Below are 1,816 nucleotides of genomic sequence, written 5' to 3'. Positions count from 1 at the left end.
AAGCAATACGGCAATTTCATCGGCGGCGAGTGGGTTGCGCCGCTAGGCGGCGAATACTTCGACAACATCTCGCCGATCACGGGCGAACCGTTCACGTCGATCCCGCGCTCGCGCGAAGCCGATATCGAACTGGCTCTCGATGCCGCGCATAAGGCGAAGACATCGTGGGGCAAGACCTCGTCGACGGATCGCGCGAATATCCTCAACAAGATCGCCGATCGCATCGAGGCGAACCTCCCGCGCATCGCGGTGGCCGAAAGCATCGACAACGGCAAGCCGCTGCGCGAGACGATGGCCGCCGACATCCCGCTCGCCATCGATCACTTCCGCTACTTCGCCAGCTGTGCGCGTGCGCAGGAAGGCTCGCTGTCACAGATTGACGAGGACACCGTCGCGTATCACTTCCATGAACCGCTCGGCGTAGTCGGCCAGATCATTCCGTGGAATTTCCCGATCCTGATGGCGACGTGGAAGCTCGCCCCGGCGCTCGCGGCAGGCAACTGTGTCGTGCTGAAACCGGCCGAGCAGACGCCCGCGTCGCTGTTGGTGCTGATCGAACTGATCCAGGATTTGCTGCCACCGGGCGTGCTGAACGTGGTGAACGGCTTCGGGCTGGAAGCGGGCAAACCGCTGGCATCGAACAAGCGCATCGCGAAGATCGCGTTCACCGGCGAGACGACGACCGGTCGCCTCATCATGCAGTACGCAAGCCAGAACCTGATTCCGGTGACGCTGGAACTGGGCGGCAAGAGCCCGAACATCTTCTTCGCCGACGTGATGAACGAAGACGACAGCTTCTTCGACAAAGCGCTCGAAGGCTTCGCGATGTTCGCGCTGAATCAGGGCGAGGTGTGTACGTGTCCGTCGCGCGTGCTGGTCGAGGAGAAGATTTACGACCGCTTCATGGAGCGCGCGTTGAAGCGCGTCGCCGCGATCAGCCAAGGTCATCCGCTCGACTCGAAGACGATGATCGGAGCGCAGGCATCGCAAGAACAGTTGGAAAAGATCCTGTCGTATATCGATCTCGGCAAGCAGGAAGGGGCGGAGTGTTTGATCGGCGGTGAGCGTAACGCGCTCGACGGTGAACTCGCGAACGGCTACTACGTGAAGCCGACGGTGTTCCGCGGTCACAACAAGATGCGCATTTTCCAGGAAGAAATCTTCGGGCCGGTCGTGTCTGTTACGACATTCAAAAACGAAGAGGAAGCACTGGAAATCGCCAACGATACGCTGTACGGCCTCGGCGCAGGCGTGTGGACGCGTGACGGCACGCGTGCGTACCGCTTCGGCCGCGAGATCCAGGCAGGGCGCGTGTGGACCAATTGCTATCACGCGTACCCGGCGCATGCGGCTTTCGGCGGCTACAAGCAATCGGGCATCGGACGGGAGAATCACAAGATGATGCTCGATCACTATCAGCAGACGAAAAACCTGCTCGTCAGCTATAGCCAGAAACCGCTCGGGTTCTTCTAAGTTGAAGCGACTCGCGGGCGGCCGCAGTGGCCGCTCGCTTTAAAAGGACTCGCACAATGAGCACAGAGGAAGTACCGAGAGTCATCGCGACACCTGCCGCCATCGACTTGATCGAGACGCTCAAAGCCGAACACGGCGACGTGCTGTTCCACCAGTCGGGCGGTTGCTGCGACGGTAGCGCGCCGATGATGTTCCCCGTCAAGGAATTCATGGTCGGTGGTTCGGACGTGAAGCTCGGCGAGATCGCGGGCGTGCCGTTCTACATGAGCGAATCGCAGTTCGCATACTGGGAGCACACACAGTTGATCATCGATTGCGTGAAGGGCAACGGCGGCATGTTCTC

2 protein-coding genes are annotated in these 1,816 nt (G+C 60.4%); both read left to right on the top strand.

Translation table 11 applies throughout. The features are described from left to right. A partial coding sequence (gene adh / locus AWB65_RS34700) for an aldehyde dehydrogenase (RefSeq protein WP_087671243.1) occupies nucleotides 1–1,473 on the top strand: 1,473 nt, incomplete at its 5' end. 56 nt (nucleotides 1,474–1,529) lie between these two features. Beyond that, the coding region (locus AWB65_RS34695) for a DUF779 domain-containing protein (protein WP_087671242.1) at nucleotides 1,530–1,816 on the top strand (287 nt) is incomplete at its 3' end.

The organism is Caballeronia humi, from assembly GCF_001544475.1.
GTDB classification, from domain to species: domain Bacteria; phylum Pseudomonadota; class Gammaproteobacteria; order Burkholderiales; family Burkholderiaceae; genus Caballeronia; species Caballeronia humi.
The sequence above is the reverse complement of the archived record's forward strand: the minus strand, read 5'-3'. Positions and strand labels throughout refer to the sequence as shown.